General features: G+C 64.5%; 21 protein-coding genes. 9 read left to right on the top strand and 12 right to left on the bottom strand.

The genetic code is table 11. The features are described from left to right. Positions 1-28 precede the first annotated feature (28 nt). From A3AC_RS0101960 to A3AC_RS0101950, 3 genes are all read right to left on the bottom strand, one after another. Positions 29-4,882, bottom strand: coding sequence for an NAD-glutamate dehydrogenase (locus A3AC_RS0101960; RefSeq protein ID WP_025596792.1), 4,854 nt, complete (start codon positions 4,880-4,882; stop codon positions 29-31). 156 nt (positions 4,883-5,038) lie between these two features. Beyond that, positions 5,039-5,866, bottom strand: coding sequence for an alpha/beta fold hydrolase (locus tag A3AC_RS0101955; RefSeq protein WP_025596791.1), 828 nt, complete (start codon positions 5,864-5,866; stop codon positions 5,039-5,041). Continuing rightward, on the bottom strand, positions 5,863-6,897 hold the full coding sequence (locus A3AC_RS0101950) for a M14 family zinc carboxypeptidase (RefSeq protein WP_025596790.1): 1,035 nt from the start codon (positions 6,895-6,897) through the stop codon (positions 5,863-5,865). The genes A3AC_RS0101955 and A3AC_RS0101950 overlap by 4 nt, the downstream gene beginning before the upstream one ends. Positions 6,898-7,173: 276 nt before the next feature. Here A3AC_RS0101950 and A3AC_RS0101945 point away from each other — a divergent pair, with 276 nt between their 5' ends. The 3 genes from A3AC_RS0101945 (at position 7,174) to gabD (ending at position 10,928) form a co-directional block, all read left to right on the top strand. After that, positions 7,174-8,010: a DMT family transporter gene (locus A3AC_RS0101945; protein ID WP_025596789.1), complete on the top strand. Its 837-nt coding sequence runs from the start codon at positions 7,174-7,176 to the stop codon at positions 8,008-8,010. A gap of 155 nt (positions 8,011-8,165) precedes the next feature. Continuing rightward, positions 8,166-9,455 (top strand): 4-aminobutyrate--2-oxoglutarate transaminase, encoded by a 1,290-nt coding sequence (locus A3AC_RS0101940; protein WP_035474460.1) that lies wholly within the window; start codon positions 8,166-8,168, stop codon positions 9,453-9,455. Between the two features lie 12 nt (positions 9,456-9,467). Continuing rightward, positions 9,468-10,928, top strand: a complete 1,461-nt coding sequence (gene gabD, locus A3AC_RS0101935) for an NADP-dependent succinate-semialdehyde dehydrogenase (protein ID WP_025596787.1) — start codon at positions 9,468-9,470, stop codon at positions 10,926-10,928. 114 nt (positions 10,929-11,042) lie between these two features. On the opposite strand, the gene A3AC_RS0101930 is transcribed toward gabD, so the two are convergent. Together A3AC_RS0101930 and A3AC_RS0101925 are read right to left on the bottom strand one after the other, a co-directional pair. After that, a complete protein-coding gene (locus A3AC_RS0101930) occupies positions 11,043-11,366 on the bottom strand; it encodes a DUF4148 domain-containing protein (protein ID WP_025596786.1) in 324 nt (107 codons plus the stop codon). Between the two features lie 112 nt (positions 11,367-11,478). Beyond that, positions 11,479-12,531, bottom strand: a complete 1,053-nt coding sequence (locus tag A3AC_RS0101925; protein ID WP_025596785.1) for a GlxA family transcriptional regulator — start codon at positions 12,529-12,531, stop codon at positions 11,479-11,481. 407 nt (positions 12,532-12,938) lie between these two features. On the opposite strand from A3AC_RS0101925, the gene A3AC_RS0101920 reads away from it, so the two are divergent. The 6 genes from A3AC_RS0101920 (at position 12,939) to A3AC_RS0101895 (ending at position 18,360) form a co-directional block, all read left to right on the top strand. After that, the gene (locus tag A3AC_RS0101920; RefSeq protein ID WP_025596784.1) at positions 12,939-13,967 is read left to right on the top strand and encodes a choline ABC transporter substrate-binding protein; all 1,029 of its coding nucleotides are present in this window, start codon (positions 12,939-12,941) and stop codon (positions 13,965-13,967) included. A gap of 43 nt (positions 13,968-14,010) precedes the next feature. Next, positions 14,011-14,940 (top strand): 3-keto-5-aminohexanoate cleavage protein, encoded by a 930-nt coding sequence (locus tag A3AC_RS0101915; RefSeq protein WP_025596783.1) that lies wholly within the window; start codon positions 14,011-14,013, stop codon positions 14,938-14,940. 43 nt (positions 14,941-14,983) lie between these two features. Continuing rightward, a complete protein-coding gene (locus A3AC_RS0101910; RefSeq protein ID WP_025596782.1) occupies positions 14,984-15,949 on the top strand; it encodes an L-carnitine dehydrogenase in 966 nt (321 codons plus the stop codon). A 103-nt stretch (positions 15,950-16,052) separates the two neighbouring features. Further along, the gene (locus tag A3AC_RS0101905) at positions 16,053-16,562 is read left to right on the top strand and encodes a thioesterase family protein (RefSeq protein ID WP_025596781.1); all 510 of its coding nucleotides are present in this window, start codon (positions 16,053-16,055) and stop codon (positions 16,560-16,562) included. Continuing rightward, a complete protein-coding gene (locus tag A3AC_RS0101900; RefSeq protein WP_025596780.1) occupies positions 16,555-17,502 on the top strand; it encodes an alpha/beta hydrolase in 948 nt (315 codons plus the stop codon). The genes A3AC_RS0101905 and A3AC_RS0101900 overlap by 8 nt, the downstream gene beginning before the upstream one ends. A 360-nt stretch (positions 17,503-17,862) precedes the next feature. Further along, entirely contained in the window at positions 17,863-18,360 is a 498-nt protein-coding gene (locus A3AC_RS0101895; RefSeq protein ID WP_025596779.1) for an acyl-CoA thioesterase, read from the top strand. Between the two features lie 22 nt (positions 18,361-18,382). Here the strand turns inward: A3AC_RS0101895 and A3AC_RS0101890 are convergent, their stop codons facing one another. The 7 genes from A3AC_RS0101890 to A3AC_RS0101860 form a co-directional block, all read right to left on the bottom strand. Continuing rightward, positions 18,383-19,813 carry a sensor histidine kinase gene (locus tag A3AC_RS0101890; protein WP_025596778.1) on the bottom strand — a complete coding sequence of 477 codons (1,431 nt, stop codon included), beginning with the start codon at positions 19,811-19,813 and terminating at the stop codon, positions 18,383-18,385. A gap of 23 nt (positions 19,814-19,836) precedes the next feature. Continuing rightward, complete coding sequence (locus A3AC_RS0101885; protein WP_025596777.1) at positions 19,837-20,808, bottom strand: response regulator; 972 nt, start codon at positions 20,806-20,808, stop codon at positions 19,837-19,839. Between the two features lie 290 nt (positions 20,809-21,098). Then, positions 21,099-21,773 (bottom strand): HAD family hydrolase, encoded by a 675-nt coding sequence (locus tag A3AC_RS0101880; RefSeq protein ID WP_025596776.1) that lies wholly within the window; start codon positions 21,771-21,773, stop codon positions 21,099-21,101. Positions 21,774-21,831: 58 nt separating this feature from the next. Beyond that, positions 21,832-22,497, bottom strand: a complete 666-nt coding sequence (locus tag A3AC_RS0101875) for a DUF2894 domain-containing protein (RefSeq protein WP_025596775.1) — start codon at positions 22,495-22,497, stop codon at positions 21,832-21,834. After that, on the bottom strand, positions 22,490-23,140 hold the full coding sequence (locus A3AC_RS0101870) for an OmpA family protein (protein ID WP_025596774.1): 651 nt from the start codon (positions 23,138-23,140) through the stop codon (positions 22,490-22,492). The genes A3AC_RS0101875 and A3AC_RS0101870 overlap by 8 nt, the downstream gene beginning before the upstream one ends. A 5-nt stretch (positions 23,141-23,145) precedes the next feature. Beyond that, positions 23,146-25,416 carry a DUF802 domain-containing protein gene (locus tag A3AC_RS0101865; RefSeq protein ID WP_025596773.1) on the bottom strand — a complete coding sequence of 757 codons (2,271 nt, stop codon included), beginning with the start codon at positions 25,414-25,416 and terminating at the stop codon, positions 23,146-23,148. Positions 25,417-25,426: 10 nt separating this feature from the next. Next, positions 25,427-26,146 carry a DUF3348 domain-containing protein gene (locus tag A3AC_RS0101860; RefSeq protein ID WP_025596772.1) on the bottom strand — a complete coding sequence of 240 codons (720 nt, stop codon included), beginning with the start codon at positions 26,144-26,146 and terminating at the stop codon, positions 25,427-25,429. Between the last annotated feature and the right edge of the window lie 53 nt (positions 26,147-26,199).

Here is a 26,199-nt window from a genome sequence, read left to right as displayed (position 1 = left end):
TCTCTTTACACCCTTACGCGCCCGACGCTCACGCCCTTTCGAGCGCCGCCATTTCCCGCACGATCACCAGCAGCATCGACAGACTTGCGCCACCCGTAGCCCGCAAGTCCGCCAGCAGCCGCGCATAGCGCTCGAGTTGCGCGGCCCGCTTCTCGCGCCATGCATGCACCAGCGCGTCCGGCGCGGATGCGTCGTCGGCGCCGGTTAGCGCGCTCATCGTGAGTGCGCGTTTCAGGCGCGCGAGTTCGGCCAATGCGGATGCCCGCGCCAGCATGTCCCAGTGCGACGGAGCAGGCAATGCGGCCGCGCGTTCGCTGATCCAGTGGTAGTTGAGCAGCGTGCCGAGCGCGAAGTAGACGCCCGCCACGAGTTCGAGCTTGCGCTCGCACGTCGACGCGACCTCCGCGATGTCGAGCAGCGCCGCGGAAATCTCGCCGCTTGCTATGCGCACCGCGAGGTCGCTGTCGACGCCCGCATCCACCAGCACGCGCTGACGCTCGGACAGCGCCTCGAGGTCCGTGGCCGGCAACAGCGCGGGCCATTGCGGCGCGAGACGCTGCGCGGCGTCCCGGCAACGCACGAGCAGCTCCGTCACATCGTCGCTGTTTACTGCCGGCGACGACAGATGCCGCAAGAACCACAATGCCGAACGTTCGACAAGCCGCGCGACTTCGACGAACATGCGCGCCTGCACATCGTCGGCGACGCGGTTGTCGAGCGCGTCGATGCTGCGCCACACGTCGTCGAGATCGAATACGTCGCGCGCCATGATGCACGCGCGCACAATGTCGCCCGGCCGCGCGTCAGTCTCTTCCATCAGCCGGTGCACGAACTCGCAGCCGACGCGGTTCACCAGCGCATTCGTCAAATGCGTCGCAAGAATTTCGCGGCGCAGTGGGTGGCGCTGCATTGGCTCGCTGAAACGCTGGCGCAAAGGCTTCGGAAAATACTCGATCAACATGTCACTGACGAGCGGATCTTCCGGCACCGACGAATCGAGCAGCGCGTCGTACAGCCACATTTTGCTGTACGCGAGCAGCACCGCGCGCTCTGGCGTGGTGAGCCCCTGCTTCGCGGCCTGCCGCTCGGCTACTTCTTCGTCGCTCGGCAAGAATTCGATGGTGCGATTCAGGCGCCCCGCGCGTTCGAGGTAGCGCATGAGGCGCGTTTCCGCGTCGAGCAATTCGACGCCGTAACGGCCCGCAATGGAGAGCGCCTGTGTCTGGTAATAGTTGTCCTTCAGCACGAGCAGGCCGACTTCGTCGGTCATTTCCGCGAGCAGCGCATTGCGCTGTTTGTCGGTCATCTCGCCGTCGGCGACCACCAGTCCGAGAAGGATCTTGATGTTGACCTCGTGGTCCGAGCAGTCGACACCCGCGGAGTTGTCTATTGCATCCGTATTGATGCGCCCGCCGCGCTGCGCGAATTCGATGCGCCCGAGTTGCGTGAGCCCGAGGTTGCCGCCTTCCGCGACCACTTTGCAGCGCAGATCGGCGCCATTCACGCGGATCGCGTCGTTCGCGCGGTCGCCCACTTGCAGATGCGTTTCGCGCGTCGCCTTAACATAGGTGCCGATGCCGCCGTTATAAAGCAGATCGACGGGCGCCTGCAAAATTGCGCGCATCAGTTCGGCGGGCGACAGTGCAGCCGCGCTGATACCGAGCACCGACTGCACCGCTGGCGACAGCGGAATGGTCTTGGCGGTGCGCGGAAACACGCCGCCGCCGGCGGAAATGAGCGAAGGGTCGTAGTCGGCCCAACTGGAACGGTCGAGAAGAAAGAGCCGGCCACGCTCTGCAAGACTGGTTGCCGGATCGGGATTCGGGTCCAGAAAAATATGCCGATGGTCGAACGCCGCGACCAGTCTGATATGCGGCGAGAGCAGCATGCCGTTGCCGAACACGTCGCCGGACATATCGCCGATGCCGACCACCGTGAAATCCATCGTTTGCGTATCGACGCCCATTTCGCGGAAGTGCCGCTTCACCGACTCCCACGCGCCGCGCGCGGTGATCGCCATCTTCTTGTGGTCGTAACCGACCGAGCCGCCGGACGCAAACGCGTCGTCGAGCCAGAAGCCGTACTCCTGAGAAATCGCGTTCGCGTAGTCGGAGAACGTGGCCGTGCCTTTGTCGGCGGCCACCACGAGATACGGGTCGTCGGGATCGTGGCGCACCACGTCGCGCGGCGGAACGACGGTCGTGCCCGCGAGGTTGTCGGTCAGATCGAGCAGGCCGCGCAGGAAGGTCTGATAGCAGGCAATGCCTTCGCGCATCCACGCGTCGCGCTCGCTTTGCGGCGGCGGGTTCTTCACGACGAAGCCGCCCTTCGAGCCGACCGGCACGATCACGACGTTCTTCACCATCTGCGCCTTCATCAGGCCGAGCACTTCAGTGCGGAAATCCTCGCGACGGTCCGACCAGCGCAAGCCTCCGCGCGCCACGCGTCCGCCGCGCAAATGCACGCCCTCCACGCGCGGCGAGTAGACCCATATTTCGAACATCGGCTTCGGCTCGGGCAAGCCGGGCACTTGTGCGGGATTGAACTTGAACGACAGATAGGATTTCGGCTTGCCCTCGGCATCGAATAGGTAATAGTTGGTGCGCTGCGTGGCTTTGATGACGCCGAGAAATTGCCGCAGTATCCGATCTTCGTCGAGATTGGGCACCTGGTCGAGCGCGCCGTCTATCGTCTTCAGCAGGCTGTCGACGCGCGTTTCGCGCGTGCCTGCAAGCCTCGGATCGAAGCGCGCGACAAACAGCTCGACCAGCATGCGCGCAATCGCGGGGTTGCCCGTGACCGCGCGCTCGATGTACGCGTCGCTGAACGTGGAGCCTACCTGACGCAGATACTTCGCATACGCACGCAGTATCGTCACTTCCCGCGCGCTCAACTGCGCGCGCAGAACCAGGCGGTTGAAGTCGTCGCTTTCTATTGCGCCGGTCCACACCTGCGCAAACGCGTCTTCGAAGAGATCCTTCACGCGTTCGATGTCGAACTCAGCATCGTCGGCAAGTTCGAGCCCGAAGTCGTGGATCCATGCAGGCGTCGCGCCGTGCGCTTCGATCAGGTACGGCCGCTCTTCATCGACTCGCACGCCGAGATGTTCGAGCATCGGCAAGCTGCGCGACAACGCGATCGGCATGCCCGCGCGATACACCTTGAAGCGGAACGCGCGCGGCCCGGCTTCGATCGGTCGATAGAGGTTCATCGCGAGCCGCTCGCTGCCCTGCACGCGCTCGATCAGTTCGATATCACGCACCGCCGTGCGCGCGGCATAGTCGTCGCGATAGCCGGCAGGAAACGAATCGGCATAGTGTTGCAGCAGTCGGTTGCCCTGCTCCTCGCCGAACGCGTCGAGCAACGCATCGGCGAGATCGTCCTGCCAGCGGCGCGCGACCTGCACGAGGCGCGCTTCGAGTTCGCGCGTATCGACATCGGGCATGCCGCCCGCTTTCGCATGGACAACGAAATGAATCCGTGCCAGCGTCGACTCCGAAAGCAACGGCGTGAACTCGACGCTCGCTCCGTTAAATGCGTCCGCCAGCAGATTGGCGATACGCTGCCGCAAATCGGTGTTGTACTTGTCGCGCGGCACGAATACAAGGCACGACACGAAACGGTCGAAGCGGTCGCGCCGCACGAAGAGACGCGTGCGCTGATGCTCCTGCAAACGCAGCACGCCGAGCGCGATATCGTAGAGCTGGCTTTCGTCGGCCTGAAAAAGCTCGTCACGCGGATAAGTTTCGAGCACCGTCACGAGCGATTTCGCCAGATGACCTTTCGGCAGGAAACCGGCCCTTCTCACGATGTTCGCGCATTTGCGCCGGACGATGGGAATCTCGGCAGCCGACAAAAAGTATGCAGTCGACGTGTACAGGCCGATAAAGCGCCGCTCGCCGACCACCTTGCCGTCCGCGCCCGTCAACTTGATGCCGACGTAGTCCAGATAACCCGGGCGATGCACGGTCGCGCGCGAGTTGGCCTTGGTCAGAAAGATCGGCGAGGCGCTCGAAATGATCTCGGCGGCGGCCGGCGGCAACGGCGTTACTTCCGAGGTCACCGCGCCGCCAGCCGCGGCGCGCAGTCCGTCGCGCAGAATGCCGAGCCCCGAGCCCGGCACCGCGCGCAAGCCGTAGCCCGCGCCCTGTTGCACCAGTTCATAGTCGCGCTGGCCGAGAAAGGTGAAATGATCGGCCACCATCCATTCGAGGAACGCACGCGCTTCCATCGCATCGGCACCGCTCTCGCCCGCCTTCATGCCTTTGATCGTGACACGCGCGAGTTCCACTATCTTCGGCCAGTCCTCGACCGCGGCGCGCACGTCGAGCAGTACTTTCGCGATGTCGTCGCGCAGCGCGTCGAGCTTTGCCGCGTCGCCGCAACGGTCCACCTCGAAATGAATGAACGAGGCCAGTTGCGAGCGCGTGTCGGCGGCTTCTTCAGCGCCTTGCGTCACGCGTGCGATGTCGCCGTCAGGACCGCGCCAGATGCGAAACACCGGATGCACGACCGAATGCAGCGCGAGGCCCTGGCGGTTCACCGCCATCGAAACGGAATCGACCAGAAACGGCATGTCGTCGTTGACGATCTCGATCACCGTGTGATCCGAGTGCCAGCCGTGCTGCTCGAGAATCGGGTTATAGACGCGCAGCCTTTCCTTGCCGGGCACGAAGCGCTGCGCGGTCTGCCAGTGCGCGAGCGCGGCACCGTATAGATCGGCGATGGAGCGGCTTTGCAGATCGTCGGCGTCGACGAAATCGTAGTAGTGCCGCAGAAAAGGCTCGACGATGTGAAACGCCGGCTCGGGCAAGCGCCCTCGTGCAAACTCGACGACATCGTTCAGCAAGTGCGTGACGGCTTCTTCGTTCTTTGCTTGCATGATGAACTCCCCCGGCTGGCGGCAATGGCGAGGATCGCCCGGATCGGATGCATCGTCTGAAGAAGGATTATGCACCTGCATGCCGCCATGCGACCGATGCCGCGAGTTAGGTTATACCCGCTGCCCACGCTCACGCCGCAAGCGCGCGAGTAGCTGCTAGCGCCCAGTTGCGCTCCCGGCGCTGGGGGCGCAGAGAGCACTGCCGGCGCTTGCAGCGCTCTCCTGCGCGAGCCATGCACGCACCTGTTGCGCGACCCACGCTGGATCGTCGTGCGGCAAATCGTGACCGGCCCATGCATGCACACGATGCGGCACGCCCCACGCCGCGGCGAGCTTCGCGGAACAGACAGGATTGACGAGCCGGTCGTCGCGCGAGGAAAGCAGCAGCAGCGGGCAAGCCGGCTTGGCCGCGCCCGCGGTAAAGCGCGCCGCCGCCCATAGTTGCCGCCACGCATTGCCTCGGTTCACCGGCGCGCTGCGGCGAATGGTGCTCCATGAGTCGAGATCGGCTTCGAGCGTGCCGGTGTCATTGCACGTCAAGCGATGAATGCCGCGCTCCGCGCGCGCCGCGTCGTGCCAATGGCTCGCGACTCTCAAAAGACCTGGCCATGCGGACGGACGCAAGCGCTCATATACCCGGCTGAACGGACGCATGCTCGTATTGATGAGCACAAGCCGCGCGATTTCCTCGGGATACCGTTGAGCCCACGCGGTTGCGACCATGCCGCCGAGCGACATCGCCAGTATGTTGAATGGCTCGCTCGTGCCGTGGTTCAGCGCGCCTCCTTGCAAAGCAGCAATACGTACGGATTCGACCATCGCGGCAACGGTGGCGGGCGCGCGCGAATGCGCGAGCGCACCGTTACCCGGCAAGTCGGGCAACAGCAAACGCGAGGCGCCCGTGGCTTCGCGTAAGGCGTCGGGCAAGCGGCCCCAATGACGTGCCTCGCGTGTCAGCCCGCGCAGCAGAATCCACGTACTCATACGGTGTTCGGCCTATACCAGTGATCGATCGCGCTTTGCAGCAATTGCTCCCGGCGATTGCCTTGCGGCAGCCAGCGCTGCGATGAAAAAGCCGCACGCGCGAGAAAATCCAGCAGGTTCGCATGGCGTCGCAACACGCGCGCGGTGCGATGCGCCTTCACAGGATTGAAGAAGCCCTGGCGCGAGAACAACTGGCGCGGGTTCTTCTTGATCCACAGCCACGAGCCAAGTTCGAGCGTCATTGGCAGAAAGACGTTGGCGGCTGGCGCGCGGTCATACGCGCAGTCCCACAGATCGCCGTGCAGCAGGTATTGATGACTTTGCGGCTCGAACGTGTAGCCATGATGCGGATGCGAACGCTCGAACATGGTCTTGAGCACGTACATTTCCGGCAGATGCGGCATCAGCTTGCGCGTGCGCGCGTACGGAAACCAGATGCTGTCGGTCCAGCCGTAGCCCGAATGGCAATCGAGCGCGATGCTCAAAGGCCGCGTAGCAAGCTCGGTTTCGACCACTTCGAGCAGCGCGGCCGCTTCGGCTTCCATCGGACTGCCGCGGCGCCCGCGATACCACGGCAGCCACGCGCCGACGCGCTGTCCGCCGGCGAGCAGCGGCACCCGCTCGTCGGCATTTTGCGGCGCATTGCGCATCAGGTCGACGCCGTTGGGATTGGCGCGCGTGGCCGCCCACATCCCGCCGGGATTGACGATCGGCATGAAGACAAGCCGTATTGATTGCAGTTGACGGACCAGCAGTTCGTCCCATTCGAGCCGCGCGAGCAGCGCACGCATGTAATCGAGCACGAGTTGCGAGCCGATCCGCTCAAGACCATGAATGCCGCCGAAGAAGCCGATGGCCGGCGCCTGCGGGTCGGTCGAGCCGATGCTCGCGGTATGCACGCCAAAGCGCCGGCCACGCACCGTCGTCTCGCAGACGGTGCGGATGGCGAAACTCGCGCTGCCCTGATCGAGGATCGTCTTGAGATCTTCGTACTCCGCAAAGCTGTCGGGAAGAAAGCTCAAAGGCTGCATGTGGGGCGTCGCGAGTAGTGCTGGATGTCGAGGACAGCGTGGCGGATGACGCAATATAGCCTGGCTCCCAGTCACCCTGTATGACGGCCGCGCCGATGAAAACGCCGTCATGCCTGTGTCATTCACCTGTCATTTCAGCCGCCACAAATTTCCCCCTTTCGCCCCATAAAGCCCCTTCGCTTTAGTCGCCCAATCAATGATCCATGCGTTCTGCTGGAATAATCACGGGCTTGCGGCCGGCTGTCAGGCCAGCCAACCTTCGGCCCCTCGCCTTCGATGCAAACGCCCGTCGTCCTGCTGGTCCTGTTGTCAGCGCTGCTGCACGCGACGTGGAACGCGTCGCTGCATCTGTCGCAAGACCGCGTCTGGCTGCTCGGCATGATGGCGATTCCCTACATTGCCGTGAGCACGGTCGGCGTGCTCGTGCTGCCCATGCCTGCGCCTGCCGCGTGGCCGTATATCTTCGCGTCGGTGATGCTGGAGTTCGGCTATCTGCTCGCATTGATCCGCGCTTACCGAAGCGGCGACTTCGGACAGATCTATCCGATTGCCCGCGGCCTGTCGCCCATGCTGGTATTCGTCGGCGCTCTGGTATTCGCGCATGAATCGCTGAAACCGCTCGCCGCAAGCGGCGTCGCGCTGGTGTCGACCGGCATCGTCTCGCTCGCGTTTCGCCGCGGCATGCGCTTCTCCGGCGAAAGCGTACCGTTCGCGCTCCTGACGGGTTTTTTCATCGCGACGTATTCGGTTGTCGACGGCATCGGCGCGCGCGTCGCGGGCAACGGTCTAAGCTACATCATGTGGGTCTACCTGCTCTGGAACGTGCCGCAGTTTCTGCTCGCGTGGCATTGGCGCGGTGGTGCGAAAGGGCTGTTCGTCGGCGGCCCCGTGGTGATGAAGGGCATTGCGTCGGGCGCGCTCGCGCTCATCGCCTATTGCCTGATTATCGAGGCCTACCGTTATCTGCCTATCGCGATGGTTTCCGCGCTGCGCGAGTTGAGCGCGATCTTCGCGGTGCTGATCGGCTGGCTTTTCATGCACGAGAAGCTGACTGCGCGGCGTGTCGTCGCGTGCGCGCTCGTCACGCTGGGCGCGGTGCTGATCCGCATCTGATGCAGGCGCTCGCCATGCTTGCGAGCCGCTCGCCCGCTCAAATGGCTCCTACATTTTTATAGAAATGGCTCTGAAGCTCAGAGCCAAATCTAACTATAGTCGCTGCATGTGCCGCGCCTTGCGCGCGGCGTCCGCCGACAGCGAGGAGCCACGCGATGAACCTGAACAACGCAGAATTGAAGAGCCGCAAGGACGCAGCCACGCCGCGCGGCGTAGGGGTGATGTGCGATTTTTATGCGGAGCGCGCCCAGAACGCCGAGCTGTGGGATGTGGAAGGCCGCCGCTTTATCGACTTCGCCGCGGGCATCGCGGTGTGCAATACCGGTCATCGTCATCCGAAGATCGTGGCGGCGATCCGCAACCAGTTGGATCATTTCACGCACACGGCGTATCAGATCGTGCCTTACGCGTCCTACGTGGAACTCGCGGAAAAGCTGAACCAGCGCGCGCCCGGCGATCATCCGAAGAAGACCGCTTTTTTCACGACCGGCGCCGAGGCTGTCGAAAACGCGATCAAGATTGCGCGCGCCGCAACTGGCCGTCCGGGCGTGATTGCCTTCACCGGCGGCTTTCACGGCCGCACGCTGATGGGCATGGCGCTCACCGGCAAGGTCGCTCCCTACAAGCTCGGCTTCGGCCCGTTCCCGTCCGACGTGTTCCATGCGCCGTTCCCGAATCCGCTGCACGGCGTTACCACTGCCGATTCGCTTAAGGCGATCGAATTCCTCTTCAAGGCCGACATCGACCCGAAACGCGTGGCCGCAATCATCTTCGAACCGGTTCAGGGCGAAGGCGGCTTCTATCCCGCGCCGGCCGAGTTCGTGCGCGCGCTGCGCAAGCTGTGCAACGAGCACGGCATTCTGCTGATCGCGGACGAAGTGCAAACCGGCTTTGCCCGCACCGGCAAACTGTTCGCGATGCATCACTACGACGTGGTGCCCGATCTGATGACGGTCGCCAAGAGCCTCGCGGGCGGCATGCCGCTGTCGGGCGTGATCGGACGCGCCGACGTGATGGACGCCGCGGCGCCCGGCGGGCTGGGCGGCACGTATGCCGGCAATCCGCTCGCGCTGGCCGCCGCGCACGCGGTGCTCGACATCATCGACGAAGAAAAGCTTTGCGAGCGCGCCACTGTTCTGGGCAACCGCGTGAAAGCCAAACTGATCGACCTGCAAAAAGATGCACCGCAAATCGCCGAGGTGCGCGGCCCCGGCGGCATGGTGGCCGTCGAGTTCTGCAAGCCGGGCAGCACAGAGCCGGACGCCGAGTTCACGAAACGCGTGCAGGCGCGCGCGCTCGAGCGCGGCCTGCTGCTGCTCGTGTGCGGCGTCTATTCGAACGTGGTGCGCTTCCTGTTCCCGTTGACGATCCAGGACGCCGTGTTCGACGAGGCGCTCGCCATTCTCGAAGACGTGATCAAGGACAGCGTTGCTGTCGCCGCCTGAGGAACACGATACATGACCACGCTGACTCTGAAAGACCCGGCTCTGCTGAAAACCGCCGCGTACATCGCGGGCGAATGGCAAGGCGCGGACGACGGCGCGAGCTTCGAAGTCGTGAACCCGGCAACGGGCGAGCCCATTGCCACAGTGCCGCGCATGGGCACGGCGGAAACGCGCCGCGCCATCGGCGCAGCGAACGCCGCCTCGCCCGCATGGCGCGCGAGCACCGCCAAACAACGCGCGGCGATCCTGCGCAAGTGGCACGACCTGATGCTGGAGAATGCCGACGATCTCGCGCTGATCCTGACCACCGAGCAGGGCAAGCCGCTTGCCGAAGCGAAGGGCGAGATTCAGTACGCGGCGTCGTTCCTCGAATGGTTTGCGGAAGAAGGCAAGCGCGTGAACGGCGACACGATTCCGACGCCCGCGAGCGACAAGCGCATTGTCGTGACGAAGGAGCCGGTCGGCGTATGCGCGGCCATCACGCCATGGAATTTCCCGGCTGCGATGATCACCCGCAAGGTCGGTCCGGCGCTCGCGGCGGGCTGTCCGATCATCGTCAAACCGGCTGAAGCCACGCCGCTCTCCGCGCTCGCGCTCGCCGTGCTGGCCGAACGCGCGGGCGTGCCGCGCGGCGTGTTCAATGTGGTGACTGGTGAGCCGAAAGCGATCGGCGCGGAAATGACCGGCAACCCGATCGTGCGCAAGCTGTCGTTCACGGGCTCGACGCCGGTTGGGCGTCTCTTGATGGCGCAGTGCGCGCCGACTGTGAAGAAGGTGTCGCTGGAACTGGGCGGCAACGCGCCGTTCATCGTTTTCGACGACGCCGATCTCGACGCCGCCGTGGCCGGCGCGATTGCGTCGAAGTATCGCAACAGCGGCCAGACCTGCGTTTGCACGAACCGCTTCTACGTGCACGACAAGGTCTACGACGCGTTTGCCGAAAAACTGCGCGCCGCCGTCGAACAACTGAAAGTGGGACGCGGCACCGAAGCCGGCGTCACGCAAGGTCCGTTGATAAACGAAGCTGCCGTGCTCAAGGTCGAATCGCATATCGAGGACGCGCTAGCCAAGGGCGCGCGCGTGCTCACGGGCGGCAAGCGTCACGCGCTCGGTCACGGCTTCTTCCAGCCCACGGTGCTCGCGGACGTCACGCCCGACATGAAGGTCGCGCGCGACGAAACCTTCGGCCCGCTCGCGCCGCTGTTCCGCTTTTCATCGGACGAGGAAGTGATCCAGCTTGCGAACGACACGGAGTTCGGTCTCGCGTCGTACTTCTATAGCCGCGACATCGGGCGCGTATGGCGCGTCGCCGAAGCGCTCGAGTACGGCATGGTGGGCATCAACACCGGACTGATCTCGAACGAAGTCGCGCCGTTTGGCGGCGTCAAGCAATCCGGCCTGGGGCGCGAAGGCTCGCACTATGGAATCGACGACTACGTCGTCATCAAGTACATGTGCGTGGGTGGAATCTGAATGTGAAAACGGCACGCCTCGGCGTGCCGTTTTTCTTTTGCGCTTATGACGCTTATCGCGCTCACAGCGCTTGTTGTGCTCAGGGCGTCGCGACCAGCGCCGCGCCGCGATCACTTACTGGCCAACATACACCGGAGCCGAATACGAGCTCGACGTAGTCTCAGCGCGGCGGCCTACTTGCGACGAACCTTTGGTCGCCGAACCGTAACCGCTCGTCTGAGCCGTGCCGTTCTGCGCGGCGACGCGCGCTTCAGCGGCCTGGATGTTGGCCGGATAATCGTAGTCGTTCGAGGCGACCGGGTTGTAGCCGGCCTTCTCCAGTTGAATCAGCTCGGCGCGAACCTGAGCGCGCGTGAGCGGCTGGTTCGACTGCGCGAAAGCCGCGAGCGGTGCCGAAATAAGAGCAGCGATAACAGCGGCTTCAATCAGCGATTTCATGATAACTACCTCCAGAGATTGTTTTGTCAGGCGCTGAAGGCGTTTGTCTTCAGCAGATGACCACAGTCTAGGAGGCCGCCGACCTAGGGTAAACCCCTAATTCGTGAATTCACTATTGCGGCGCGCGCGCTAATTCGCCTGCACGCGCGTTGATTTGTGCTTTGGACGGCACCAACCCGCCGCTCGGCTGCCGGTCGCTTCTCGGACTTGTGCCGAACCGGGCGCGATAGGTTCGCGAAAAGTGCGACGGCGACTCGAAGCCGCAGGCCACGCAAATCGACGTGATCGACATATCGGTCTGTTGCAGCAGCTCGCGCGCGCGGCCAAGCCGTAGTTGCAGATAGAAGTGCGTGGGCGTGTCCTTCAGCGACGCGCAGAAGAGCCGTTCCAGTTGCCGGCGCGTGACGCCGATTTCCTGGGCGAGCCGATCGGGCGTGAGCGGCTCTTCCATGTGCTGCTCCATCACGCCGATCACCTGAATCAGCTTGCGATTGTGCACGCCGTAGCGCGCGGCAATCTCCATGCGCTGATGGTCCGAACGCTGGCGGATGCGGCTCACCACGAACTGCTCCGACACCGCCGACGCGAGCGCGGCGCCGTGCTCGCGGCCGATCAGGTCGAGCATCATGTCGATCGACGCGGTGCCGCCCGCGCAGGTGATGCGCCGCGCGCCGATCTCGAAGAGTTCCTGACTGGCATCCAGCGAAGGGTAACGCTCGCGAAACGCCGACAGCGCCTCCCAATGCACGGTCACATTGTCCGTGCTGCCGAAGAGCCCCGCTTCCGCGAGCACGAAGCTGCCGGTGTCGATGCCGCCGAGCGTTGCACCCGCGCGCGCGAGACGCTTCAACCGCTCGCCGAGTTCGCGCGTGTAGCACGCGAGCGGCTCGAAGCCTGCGACGACGAAGAGCGTCGTGGCGCCGCCTGCCGTGCCGCCCTCGCCCGCTTCGCCCACGTGGCCTGCCTCGTCCAGGTCGCCGATTGCCGCGTCGGCGTTAATCGAAATGCCGTTGGTGGCCGCGACCGGCGCGCCGTCCAGACTGAAGATGCGCCAGCGATACAGCTCGCCGCGAAAGCGGTTCGCCACACGCAACGGCTCGACGGCCGACATGAAGCCGATCGCCGAATAGCCCGGCAGCAGGAGGAACGATATTTCTTCAGGCATGTCGCGTGAATCCAGAAAAAAGCAGCACCCAGGTGGACCGCGCATGCGAACGCGAACGCGCGGTTCCCGGCGAGCGTAGCAAGCGCGCAGCAAGCGGACAAGGCGCGCCAAAATTCCCGCAGGCGAATGCTGCGTTGCAATGACCCGAACGCGCGCGCGCTGAGGGGGCCGTGCCTGCCCCTGCTGGTTTTCCCTCGTTGTCGCGTGGAAGCAAGAAGGGGTCGCTGACGGTCGCTTTGGCAGCAATATGGGGCATTAACGTTAGTGCCATTCCATACGCATGGTTGATCGGTTCATGTAGCACCTCATGCATCACTTGCCGGCGGGCCGCGCTTTGCATTCGAGCATCGGAGCGGCTCCTTTCGAAAACGCTACCAGACGTGCATAGGCGTCAATAGGGGAAGGTCATGAAGTCACGTATCAAAACGCTGCTTGCGCAAATTGTCCGGCATCGCCCAGGTGTCCAACGTGGTCAACGTGGTCAACGTGCCCGGCTCGCATGGGTCGCGGCCGCATGCGTCACCGCTGTCACCGCCGTCACCGCGCTGCCCGCGTTCGCGCAGGACCCCGCCGCCTGCCGCGCCGTGCGCTTCGCGGACATCGGCTGGACAGACATCACGTCGACGACCGCACTCGCCTCCACCGTCTTTGAAGGGCTCGGCTATCAGCCGGTGACGACCGTCGCTTCGGTGCCCATCTCGTTTGCCGGCCTGAAGAGCAAACAACTCGACGTATCGCTCGGCTACTGGTGGCCCGTGCAGGAGAAAGCGATCGCGCCGTTCGTCGAATCGAAATCCATCAATGTGCTGCAACCGCCGAACCTGACCGGCGCGAAGGCCACCTTCGCGGTACCGAGCTATGCGTATGACGCGGGCCTCAAAACCTTCGCCGACATCGCCAAACATCGCGATCAGCTCGACGGCAAGATCTACGGCATCGAGCCCGGCAGCAGCGCCAATGCGGCCATCCAGAAGATGATCGCCACCAATAAGTTCGGCCTCGGCGGCTTCAAGCTGATCGAATCGAGCGAAGCGGGCATGCTGGTTTCAGTGGAACGCGCGATCCGCGACAAGAAGTGGGTGGTGTTTCTCGGCTGGGAACCGCATCCGATGAACATTCAGATCGACATGAAATATCTGTCCGGCAGCGACGGCGTGTTCGGTCCGAACGACGGCGAAGCGCGCGTGTACACGCTGACCTCCCCCGACTATCTGACGCGTTGCCCGAACGCGGGAAAGCTAGTGAGCAACCTGCGCTTTTCCACGCAGCTCGAAAACGTGGTGATGCAGTCGGTAATGAACAAGGAGAAGCCCGCCGATGCCGCCAAGGCTTATCTGAAGAAAAACCCGCAGGTACTGGACGCATGGCTCGCCGGCGTCAAGACCTACGACGGCAAGGACGGCTTGCCCGCGGTCAAGGCTTACCTCGGGCTTTGAATGTCACGAGTTGCGCACTGAACAACTACAGGAATTTGCACGCATGAACCATGAAGTCATCGTGACCTGCGCGGTCACTGGCGCCGGCGATACCGTCGGCAAGCACCCAGCCATTCCCGTCACGCCGAAGCAGATCGCAGACGCCGCCATCGAAGCGGCGAAGGCCGGCGCCACAGTCGCGCATTGCCATGTGCGCGACCCGAAGACCGGGCGCGGCAGCCGCGATCCGCAGCTGTATCGCGAGGTGGTCGACAGAATCCGCTCGTCGGGCACGGACGTCATCATCAATCTGACCGCGGGCATGGGCGGCGATCTGGAAATCGGCCCCGGCGAAGATCCCATGCGCTTTGGCGCAAACACGGACCTGGTGGGCGGCCTGACGCGCCTTGCGCACGTCGAGGAACTGCTGCCCGAAATCTGCACGCTCGATTGCGGCACGCTCAATTTCGGCGACGGCGACTACATCTACGTGTCGACGCCTGCTCAGCTGCGCGCGGGCGCGGCGCGAATTCAGGAACTGGGCGTGAAGCCCGAACTGGAGATATTCGATACGGGTCACTTGTGGTTCGCCAAGCAGTTGCTCAAGGAAGGGCTGCTCGACGCGCCGCCGCTGTTCCAGCTGTGCCTCGGCATTCCGTGGGGCGCGCCCGCCGATACCACGACGATGAAAGCGATGGCGGACAACCTGCCCGCCGGCGCGCAATGGGCCGGCTTCGGCATCGGCCGCATGCAGATGCCGATGGTCGCGCAGGCCATGCTGCTCGGCGGGCACGTGCGCGTCGGACTCGAAGACAACATCTGGCTCGATAAAGGTGTGCACGCAACCAACGGGACGCTGGTGCAGCGCGCGGTGGAAATCATCGAACGCCTCGGCGCACGCGCGCTGACGCCTGCCGAAGGACGACGCAAGCTCGGCCTGCCCGCGCGCGGCGAACGGCAACTCGAACGGCGCGTGGCCGGCCAGTACGCGTGAGCACGCTGCAAACAACTCATAGGCAAACAAGGAAACGTCAGCAATGGCAGTGATCGTCGATATCAAAACATTTGCCGCAATCGGCGCGGGCGTGATCGGCAGCGGCTGGGTGGCGCGCGCGCTCGCTCACGGCCTCGATGTGATCGCGTGGGACCCGGCGCCCGGCGCGGAAAAGCAGTTGCGCGAGAACGTGGCGAATGCATGGCCTGCGCTCGAGCGCGTCGGCCTCGCGCAAGGCGCGTCGCAAGAAAGGCTGCGCTTCGTCGACACGATCGAAGCCTGCGTCGCGCAAGCCGACTTCATTCAGGAAAGCGCGCCCGAGCGCGAAGAGTTGAAGCTCGCGTTGCACGAGCAGATCAGCCGCGCTGCGAAGCCGGACGCGATCATCGCTTCGTCGACTTCGGGCCTGTTGCCGAGCGACTTCTATGCGCGGGCGGTGAATCCGCAGCGTTGCATCGTCGGGCATCCGTTCAATCCGGTTTATCTGCTGCCGCTCGTCGAAGTGCTCGGCGGCGAGCGCACGGCGGCAGAAACCATCGACGCCGCGCTGCATGTTTATCGCTCGCTTTCCATGCGCCCGCTGCGAGTGCGCAAGGAAGTGCCAGGCTTTATCGCGGACCGGCTGCTTGAAGCGCTGTGGCGCGAGGCGCTGCATCTGGTCAACGAAGGTGTGGCGACCACCGGCGAGATCGACGACGCAATCCGCTTCGGCGCGGGCATCCGCTGGTCGTTCATGGGCACTTTCCTCACCTACACGCTCGCCGGCGGCGAGGCCGGCATGCGCCATTTCATGCAGCAATTCGGCCCCGCGCTGGAGTTGCCGTGGACTAAACTGGTAGCGCCGAAGCTGACGGATGAGCTGATCGACCGCGTTGTCGACGGCACCGCCGAACAGGTCGGCCCGCGCTCGATCAAAGCGCTGGAGCGCTATCGCGACGATTGCATCACGAGCGTGCTCGCGGCCATCGGCGAAGCCAAGGCGCGGCATGGACTGCAGCCCGCGGATTGAACGCGAAGGCTCAGAGCCAGCGCAGCCGCGCCCCGCAGCGGGCGCAGCGGGCGCGGCGCACCACCCGATCACGCGCCGCACACGAACCAGGAGACCTCGCACCATGCCCCAAACCGCTTCCCTGCCCTGCTATCGCGACACGGTGCGCGCGGAATGGGTCGACTACAACGGCCATTTGCGCGACGCGTTCTATATGCTGATCTTCAGCTTCGCGACCGACGAACTGATCGATATCATCGGTTTGCCCGACGCCGTGCGCAAGGAACGTGGCCGCTCGATCTACACGCTCGAAGCGCACATCAGCTATCTGCATGAGATCAAGCAGGGCACGCGCGTGCGAGTAGATATGCGCGTGCTCGCACATGACACGAAGCGCCTGCATCTGTACCTGGAGATGTTCGCTGACGAGGACGAGACACCGGTGGCTGCCGGCGAGCAGATGCTGCTGCACGTCGACACCAGCGGGCCGCGCTCCGTCGCGTTCGATGCAGACGTCGCCGCGCGCGTCAAGGAACTGGCCGACGCGCAGGCCGCTCTGCCGGCCGCCGCATACGCGGGCCGGATGATCGGTCTGCCGAAAGCGGCGCAACGCGGCCGGAGCCAACATGCTTGAACCGCAAATGGCGGCGTTCATTGCGCGCGCCGCTGCGATCTATCCAGGACATAGCACCTCTTTGACGCCGCGCGAGCAGCGCGACATTTACGATCGCTATGCAGCGGCGCTCACTCCGCCGTTGCCACCGCAAATCGTCACGGAAGATGCGCAATTTCAGGCCGCCGCTGGCCATTCGATTGCGTTGCGCCTTTATCGCAACCGCGCCAAAGCGGACGGCATGCCGCGCGGCATCGTGCTGTATTTTCATGGCGGCGGCTTCGTGCTTGGATCGCTGGACAGCCATCAGTTGATTACAGCGCGCATTGCCGGCGATACCGGCCTCGAGGTGATCGCCGTCGACTATCGGCTCGCGCCCGAACATCGCGCGCCCGCCGCGCACGACGATTGCCTGGAAGTCACACGCGCCGCCTTGCAAGGCCGGCTGCCCTTCGACCTGCCCGCCGGCAGCACGCTACAACTCGCCGGAGACAGCGCGGGCGCGACGCTCGCGGCCAGCGTGGCGATGCGTTTGCGCGACGAAGGCATCGACGGCATAGGCGGCGTTGCGCTGATCTATCCGATGCTCGGCACGGACCCACAGCCGCCCGCACGCGATACCGAAGCGCACGCGCCCTTGCTGACGCTCACCGACGTCCACGCGTTTCGCGGCATGTACTGGGGCGAAACCGCGCCGCGTGCGGACTGGACCGTGCCGCTCGACGCCGAGCGTTACGACAGGCTGCCGCCCACGCTCGCAATCGGCGCCAAACATGACCCGCTCCGGGACGACGCCCGCGTGTTCGTCGAACGCATGCAGGCGGCCGGCGGACAGGCGCGGCTGTGGATCGGCGCGGGACTCGTGCATGGCTGCTGGCGCGCAATCGATTCGAGCCCCGGCGTGCAAGCCATGCACGCCGAAGTGTGCCGCTTTCTGTCCGCACAGGCCGGCACCGCATGACCGGCAATATCCGCCTCGAGTTATGCGCTATTAATAAAACCGCTCATCAATCGGCGGGAAAAGGCCTGAACCGCGCATAGCGATTTTGCTTGCCCCTCACAGCCCTTCCCGCATTCAACCGCGCCCTTCCATGTGTTCTGTTGGCTGACCCACTGAACAAAAGAATCGCTGCGTCAACACTGTCGTCGGCCAGATGCCCCGCCAACGAGTCCCATTGCGCGAGCCGCGACCGAATTACACGGCTCTTATCGCACGCCAATAGCCACATCGCCCATTTCCCCAAGAGAATGGGATGTGCCCGCCTTGTCGGCAGGCATGTGTGGCTGCCACCAGCAGCCGTTCCTGTAAAAGGAAAATCGTATGTTGATGCGAGAAGTCATCCCCCAAGCGCTGAATCGCGGTAACGCTCATCTTTCGGAGAGCCCGCTGACGACCGATTCCCCGAAAACCTTTGTTCATTCGTTCGACATCTATCTAAAAGACTCGAATGCGTTCATGAACACCTATTTCGCGCGCTACTTCGAATGGCAAGGCGTGTGCCGCGAGCGGTGGTTCCACGAATGCATTCATGACGATCTGCTGGGATCGGACGGCATGTTCGTCACCAAACGCGCGCATCAGGAATATGTGCATGAAACTTTTCCGTTCCAGCGCGTGGACTGCTATCTGAACACCGTGCAGGTGAGGCAATGCTCGGCGTATCTGCTGTTCCGCTTTTGCGTCGACGGACGCAAGGTGTCGCAAGGCTATCAGCAGATTCTGTACGCCGGCCGCGACCGCAAGATCCGGCGCTTTCCCGATGGCATAGTCGAGCGTGTGAAGGAATATGAGCTGCCGTTGTCCGCGCTGACGGATTAGGCCGCAGCACACCAACCGGGCCTTAACGCCGGCGTGCCTCGCGCGCCGGCAGACTGGGCAACGCCCTGTCCGCTGCCGAGCCCGGCAGCGGCAGGCGCACGGTAAAGGTAGTGTGGGTGCCGCGCACCGACGTGCATTCGATACTGCCGCCGAGCAGCTCGGCCGCGCGGCGGCAAAAGGCGAGCCCCATGCCGGCGCCGCTGCCGTGGCGCTTGGTCGAAAAGAACGCGTCGAAGATATGCGGCAGGACGTCCGGCGCAATGCCCGGACCTGTGTCGCGGAATTGCAGAACGCAGAAATCCTGATCCTCCAGCGCGCTGATCGCGATCTGCCCTTCGCCGCTCACGTGAATCGCATGCAGCGCGTTTTTCAGCAGATTGAACAGCACGAAGACGACCACTGTGTCCGAGCCGGAAAAGCGCAGCCTCGCGTCGATCGGCACAACCGTGATGCGCTCGCGTTCGCCGGCGCGAAACGGATAACGCTCCAGCGCCGAGCTCACGCACTGCTGCACGGAGTGCGCGCTGAAACGGCTGCGGTCGAGGCGGTCGAGCGTGAAGGAAGCCAGCGCCATTTCGACCATCGCGCTCGTGCCCGACACTTCGCGCCTGATTGCCGTGGCAAGCTGGCTGATGCGCTCGGACTGCGCGGAATGTTCGTGGTCTTCGTAAAGACCGTGCGCGACGGCGAGGCGATAGCCTTTGAACACATGACTCCACACGCTCGCAATTTCGTCCGCGTGCATGCCGATGGTGGCGAGCGGCGTCGCGATTTCGTGCGCGATGGTGGCTGCCAGCGCATACGGATGAATCAGGTCATAGCGGACGATGGTGATGGCCAGCAGCCCGAGGCTCAACGCGATAAACAGCACGCCGGGCGGATAGAACGGATAGCCGTAGTTGACCGCGTAGTCGACGGCGGCAAAAGAATAAAGAGCCAGCGCCGCGAGACACAGGTCCAGGCGCCGCCGCGCCTGGCCGCCCGCCTGCTTGCGCGCGCCGAGCAGAAGCTGCGCGCTGCGCGCCGCGAGCAATACCGTCTGCAGGACATGCAGCGGATGCAACGGACCGGCGAGCGGATAGTAGCCGAAGAAGTAATGCCGATAGCCCGACACCACCTCATTGCCGGGCAGCAGCACCGCGAGCACGAAACACAAGCCATACGAGGCCAGCAACACCGGCCGCTCGCGACGCCGCGCCGCCACTTCCGTCACGAAGTGATAGAACGTGGTGGGAAGAAAAAGAATGAACAGATAACCGGCGCGCACCAGCAAGCCCGCGATGCGCGGGTCTTCCGTCTGGAACAGCAATGTCCAGGTGCCCTGCCATGCGAAGGTGGCCGAGCACATCAGCAGGAACGGCGCCGACAGCCTGGTGACGCCTTGCGTGATGACCACGTAAAGGCCGAACACCACGAACATGGCCGACACGAAGGCGGTTGGAATGGCGTACATGTGGCTCGACGTGCCGGCAGACGTTAGCGTGCCCGGTCACTCCGCCATTGGGCGAACGTCAGCGGCTTGATGCCGGCTTCGGCCACTTCCGGCGACTCGATCCGGCTCCAGCAATAAAACGCGTCGCCCCAGCCGGGAATGGGTTGCGGCTTCAGCATTCTGAATTCGACGTTCGAGCGATACGCGAGATGCGGCCAGAAGAGCGGCATGACGTCGCGCACCGCCATCTGCCTGAGCAACTCGGCGGGGCCGCTTTCGTCCGCTACGATCTCGCCTTGCGCGATCCAGTCGTGCTCGGCCCACGCGACGAAGACGCTCGCCCGTCCCTCGCGATCGAACATCAGAATGGCGTTCTGTTCGGGCCGCCAGTAATACTCGACGATGCCCTTGTCCTTCACCACTTCGTCGATCACCCTATGCGTGCGCGGATCGCAATAGGTGATGCCGTTCTCGCCCAGCGCGAGCCAGCCTGCCTCCGAGCAGTAGCGGCTCTTTGCGTCCTTCAGGAAGTGAACGAGCCGGTTCGCCGAATCGGCGTCGGTCTTGCGCAGATACAGATCGACAATGCCCGCGTTGAATGCCTTGACGGCGACGGTTTCGTCGGCGACGCCTGTCAGCAGAATTTTCGCGCAATGCAGATTGGATATGGACGACAGAAACTCGACGCCGCTTACGCCAGGCATGTCGTAATCGACCACGACGGCGGCCACTTCGGCGAAACGCGAATTGCGCGCCAGCACGTCCCGCTGCGGCGACGTTTCGACAAAGCGCTCAAAACCCGTTTCGCTCAAACACGCGGAAGCCGGCGCGAACTCCAGAGAATTTTCGCGCGCGTGCTGGCGAATGAACGCAAGCGCCGTTTGCGGGCGCGAGAAAAACAGGTTGGTGGAAACATCCGGAAAGAACCGGCGCAGTGCGTCGAGGTAGTTGTCGTTGTCGTCTACGAAAACAACCGTGGTCGGATAGGAGACGGGTGGTCGAATAAACTTGTTCATATTTTCACGTGGTTCGTCAGACCGCCGCAGCGGATCAGCGTGACAGGCTCGCCAGTCGCCGCATGCGCTCACGTGGAACAGGCCGGCGTGCTGTGGCCGGTGCTTCTATCGCAGTTGCCGGGCCGGTCTCCGTTGAACGGTATAGTACAGGGCTCGTGGCTTTAACAGTACAAAGTTAAGCGCATTTGCAGCGGCATATGCGGCCTGAATCAAACGACCGGGCGATGCGGACACAGCAAACGGCGGCCGCTGCCTTGCGTTGCAGCCGCGCGCTGCCGCGATACCGTCGACTACGGCCGCGCGGCCACTTCGTCGAGATGGTCCAGCAGAGCCGCGGGATCGTCGTAGACCCGTAGCGCGCCGGCGCGCTCGAGCTCTTCCGTGCCGTAACCGCCCGACAGCAGGCCCACGCCGAGCGCGCGGCAGCGCCGCGCCGCGAGCATGTCCCAGATGCTGTCGCCGACTACCACCGAGTGCTCGATCTCCACGCCAAGACGTTCGGCTGCCGCGATGAAAAGGTCGGGGTCGGGCTTCGCGTATTTGACGTCGTCGCGCGTCACGACGACGGCTTTCGCCGGATCGACGCCGAGCGCTTCGAGATTGACCGCCGCGGTTTCCATGCGGCCGCTGGTGGCCACGGCCCATGGCGTGCCGGCTTGCGTGAGCGCGTCGAGCAGTTCGCGCGCGCCCGGCAGCGGACATACTTGCGCGCGCAACCTTTTGTACGCCGCCGCATGCGCCTGCCGCAAACGCTCGCTGCGCTCGGCGCTGATATCGCCGTGCGTCTCGCGCAGAAGCTGGTTGGTGAAGAGGCCGCCGCTCATGCCGATCTTTCGATGGATTCGCCACACCGACAGCGAAATGCCTTCGCTGTCGAGCGCTTCTTTCCAGGCCAGCACGTGTTGGTAGACGCTGTCGACGAGCGTGCCGTCGAGATCGAACAGAAATGAGGTCTGGATACGCATGGTGGGCTCCTTACGATGGCTACGCCCGCCAATATGCCACGTCGAGCGCCGCGAGGCATCAGCGCGACTTGCCGCGCGCGCCCTTGCCGGCCGTCGCGGCGCGCGGCGGATCCTTGCTGGCGGGCGCGTTGCCGCTCAATTGCTCCATCCACGACAATGCGTCGACATACGACAGAAACTGTTTCAGATAGCCCGGCGACAGCTCGCGCATCAGCGACAGCGAGCGGTGCACGAGACTGCTCGAATTGAGCGGACCGGCGTTCCCGGGCGCCGGTTGCAACGACTGCCGCACCTGCCTGTCGGCGCGGACCCTCGCCCATGTTTGCCGGAAATAGTCGAGCTCGGGGAGTTCGGGGTATGCGGCCTGAGCCCGTTCGGGGTGCCGCGCTGCGCCGTGCAATTCGGCGACGATTCCGCCGAGCGCGCTGGATGCCGGCTCGTTCCGGGAGGCGGCGCGAGCGGCCGCAGTTGCTGTGCCCGTCTCGCGTTCGTTGCGTTCGACTTCCCGCGCATAGGCTTCGAGCAGCGCGGCAAGCTTCGCGTCCAGCACACGTCGCGCCTCGCCGCTGTGCGCGGCGGCGCGCCGCTCAAGGGCGTCGATGAAACGGAACCGCAGCGGATCGAGACGGTCCGCGCCGCGCTCGCGCCAGGCGTCGAGGATCGTGCGCGGTGCCTGCGGCGTGCCGGCTGCTTCTGTCACGTGACCGCTCGCAATATCACTCATGGGACTTGCCCGCCGCGGCCGTCGAGAGCCGCGGAACAGGCGCGATTTCCACGCGGCGGTTGCGCGCGCGCCCTTGCTCGTCGGCATTCGAACTGACCGGCTGGCCCGAGCCGAAAGCCGCAGCGAATACCGACGACACCGGCACGCCCGCGTCGATCAACGCGCGCGTCACGGTCAGCGCCCGCTGCGCCGATAGTTCCCAGTTGTCCGCGAAACGACGATTGCCTTCGCGCAAGCGCTGGTCGTCGGTGAAGCCGCTCACCATCAGCATCTCGTCGTTCGCGCGCAGATACGCGGACAACGGGCCGGCGAGACTCTTCAACAAATCGCGCCCTTGCGGCTGCAACTGGTCGGAGTTGAGCGCAAACAGCACGTTGCCGCTGATGCCGATGCGTCCGTTGACGAGCGTCACGCGGCCGGCCGCGAGCGGGCCCGCCAGCGCCTGTTCGAGTGTCTTGCGGCGTTGCGTTTCCAGCTGACGCTGCTTGACCTCCTGCTCGAGCTTGTTCGACAGCTCGAGCTGCACGCCGATGACCGCCACCAGAATCAGCATGAACGCGCCGAGCAGCACGGACATCAGGTCGCCGAACGCCGCCCAGATCGGCGTGCCCGGCTCGACGCCGCCGTCGATGTCCTCGCTCATGCCGCTCATGCCGCCTGGACTCCGTCCGCTGTGCGCTGCGCCGCGAGCTGCTGCAGATCTTCGACAATCTGCTTTTGCGACATCACGCTCAGATCGACCACCTCGCGTGCCTGCGCGACGTAGTAGGCAAGCTGCTCGTCACTGCGCGCGAGCGATTTGTCGAGCGCCGCTTCGATTCTTTCCAGATGCGCGACGAGCTTGTCGTTCGATTCGCCGAACAGCTGCACGGCCGCGCCGAACGCTTCGCCAAGGCTCGCCACTTCCACGGCGCCGCCGGTGATCTGCGCGGCGATGGTGCCGATCCTGTCTGCCTCGGCCTCGACTTTTTCTGTGAACCGCGTGCCGACGCGCTCCAGCAGATCCGCCGATGTCGCGACCAGCGCGTCCACCGCGGCGCGTTGCTCCGTGGATGCATGGTTGACCGCGTCCAGCAGCGTCTCCAGCGTTTCCAGCAAGCGGCTGCGCTCCTGCAACATCGCCGTATCGCGCACCATGCTGTCCGACAGCTTCTGACGCAATTCCGCAACCACTTCGGCAGCCGCCTTCGGCGCCTCGGACGCCGCCTGCACGAGCCGCGAAATTTCAGCGATGGTCTCGCTGGCATGCGCCTGCGTTTGCGCCGAGATGTCGCGCGCGGTCTGCTCGAGCGTGTCGCAGATCTGCTGCTGACGGCTCGCCGTGTGTTCGCCCGCCTGCTGCCATTCGCTGCCAAGGGTCGCGGCCAGCGAATCGAGTTTCGCGGTCCATGCGGCGAGGCGCGCTTCGTTGTGGTCGCCCGCTTGTTGCCATGTGTCGCGCAGCGTAGTCGCCATCAGGTCCAGCTGCGCGGTCCACGCTGCAAGACGTTGTTCGTTGTGCTCGCCCGCCTGTTGCCATTCCTTGCCGAGCGTCGCCACCAGCAAGTCCAGCTTCGCGGTCCACGCCGCCAGGCGCTCTTCGTCTCGCGAAGCCATGACCGTCTGCAAATCCGCATGCGACTCGCCGACGGTCCGCAGCAACGACGCGGAGTGCTGTTCAAACGTCGCCGCTGCCGCAGCCAACGCCTGCTCGTGCCGCGCCGCCATGGTCTCGCCGGTGCGCTGCTGATGCGACAGCGCCTCCTTCCATGCGTCGGAGACCTGGCCCGCCGCGGCTTCGAGGCGCGCAGACACACCGTCGACGAGTCCGCTGGAACGCTCGTCGAAAGTCTGCGTGAAGCGCTCCAGCGACGCGTGCAATTGCCGGGTCATTTCCTGGTTGGAACGCTGCTGCCCGGCGAGCGCCTCGTTCCAGATGCCGGCGACCTTCGTCGTAGCCGACTCGAAACCGTTCGACAAACCGTCCAGTTGCCGCTGCACCGCCTGCGAAACGCTCTCGTGCAAGGCCGCGCTCTCGCGCGCGAGGCCCGCCATGGTCGCCTGCATGACAGGTTCGAGCGCCTGCCCGGCAGCCCGCGTACTGTCCGCGACGCTTTGCTTCAACGACTGCTCGACGGATGCCGCGAGACGCGCGTACGCAACCTGCGCCTTGCTGTGAAACGCCTCCTGGCTCGCCAGTTGGCGTTCGTTGAACGCGAGGCTGTGCTGCTCCATCGCGGCCATCATCGTTTGCAGACGGTCGACGAGCGTCGGCATCAGCTCCGCTTGCCGCTGCAGGAGGCGGAAGCTCTCGTCGCGCTGATGTGCCTGCGAATAGATACGCAACGTAGTCGCGATCTTCGCGTCGAGCCGCTGTGCCGCTTCCAGCCGCTCGCGGCGGCACAACGCGGACAGCAGACCGAGCATCGCCGAACTCGCTACGCCCGCGATCGAGGTGCCAAACGCAAAGCCGAGACCCTTGACCGGCGCGGCCAGCGAAGCCCGAATCGCAGCGAGATCGGTCGCGCTGTCGAGCGCGAGCCCCGTGCCGCGCAATGTCACCACCATGCCGAGCAGTGTGCCCAGCATACCGAGCAGCACCAGCAAGCCAACCAGATAAGGCGTGAGCGCGGGGCCCGGCAACGCGACGCGCTCGCCTTCGATGCGCAGCCGCGCCGCATTGCGCAGGCCCGGATGCAACTGCTCGAGCCACGCGCCAAGCCGCGGCGGCGGCTCGGACAGGCCGTCCAGCGCGCTTGCGAGTGTTGCCGTCGCCGCGCCATAGCGCCGCAATTCCAGCGCGCCCGCGAGATAAAACGCGCCGATCAGCAGCGTGACTGCCAGCGCGAGCCAGTTGGAACCGACATAGCCGACGGCAATGCCGCACACCGCGGCGAGACCTGCCGCGAACACAACGAGATCAATACGATATCTGGACATAGTGTCCCAGTTAGCGAGTACGAAGGGCGGCGAGCAACCCTTCGACCGGTTGTAAACGAATATCCAGCTCGGCAAGCAACACGCTCTGCATGTCCTTGCGGAATACGTCGAGCCAGGCGCCGGGCGTGCCGGGAGCCATCGACTCCGCAGCCTCTGCCTGCTGCCCCGCATCGCGCAGCCGCTCGAAGTGGCCGGCGAGCAGCATCGGCAGATTAGCCAGCAGGCTGCGCTCGCGTTCGGCGAGCGCACGCTCCATGACGGCGTCCAGCACCGCGAGACGGCCCATCGCGGGAGTCGTAGCGGCGAGCAGCGCACGCAGCCGGCCGCGCAGATTGCCGACACCCGTTTCCATCGATTGCTGCATGGCCTGATAGCGCTGGCGAAACAGCGCGTAGTCCACAGGCGCGGCGGGCGGCCCGGCATAGGCGGAACCACGGCGCTTCGCGTTCGCGAACGCGCTGTCGCCGGCAATCGTATTGACGAACGATGTCCGCACGCGCGCACATTCCGCCTCTTCCGCGCTGCCGAACGTCCGCGCGCTAGCGGGCACGGCGGGCGGCGCGCCTGTGAGCGCCGAGGACAGCGCGATCGCGTCCGTCCAGCCGAGCCACTGGCTCAGCCGGTCGGATAGCGATTGCCGCGGTTCGGGAACGTCGACTTGGGCGAAACGCGCCAGCAGGCGAACGAGCGCGGGGCCGCTGAGTGCTGTGCGCTGGGGGGCTTGCAACATACCACCGGATGCAAAAAAGTCAGCAGTTTACACGCTGACGCGGACGACGGCTT

Origin of the sequence: Burkholderia sp. WSM2230, from assembly GCF_000472445.1 — a bacterium.
GTDB lineage: Bacteria > Pseudomonadota > Gammaproteobacteria > Burkholderiales > Burkholderiaceae > Paraburkholderia.
The sequence above is the reverse complement of the archived record's forward strand: the minus strand, read 5'-3'. Positions and strand labels throughout refer to the sequence as shown.